Here is a 523-nt window from a genome sequence, read left to right as displayed (position 1 = left end):
GCACTGGCACCTGGCAGGATCGCCTTGGCGCTGCTTTCGGGGAAGCGCGTCTTCATCTCGCGCAGGAAGCCGTCGAGCGTATCGACGGACGCGGCCATCTTGGCAATGGCGGCAAATTCCGAAGAGTTGGTCGAGGTCGGCTTGCTCGCGGTGTCGAAGGCGATCTTGTCGGCACCGACATTCATCAGCGGCGCATACTTTTCGCGGAAACGCGCGAGACCGAGGGCGTCTTCCGCCAGCGCATAACCCACGACAGCACGGATGATGTCACTCTTTTCGCTTGGCGTCAGCGGCGAGAAATCCCGCCAGCGGTCGCCATAATAGAGTTCGATCTGCTCTGAGGCCTCGCGCCAGCGCCGCGACGACCAGTAGATATCCGAGCGGAGCCGGATCGCTTCGCGCCCGGTGACATGAGAGATGATGTCGAGCGCCAGTTCGCGGCGGCCGATGTCGCTCTGTGCCCGCGCCTCGAGCAGCAGCCGTTGTTGACGTAGCTCGCCATTGAGATCGGCGATCCGCGTGG

At 63.3% G+C, this 523-nt stretch carries 1 protein-coding gene; it reads right to left on the bottom strand.

All coding sequences use genetic code 11. The features are described from left to right. Positions 1–523, bottom strand: a 523-nt coding sequence (locus AC1DS5_RS25610) for a hypothetical protein (protein WP_477721051.1), incomplete at both ends; no start/stop codon positions are given.

This window comes from Polaromonas sp. P4_H1 (genome assembly GCF_056400945.1).
The sequence above is the reverse complement of the archived record's forward strand: the minus strand, read 5'-3'. Positions and strand labels throughout refer to the sequence as shown.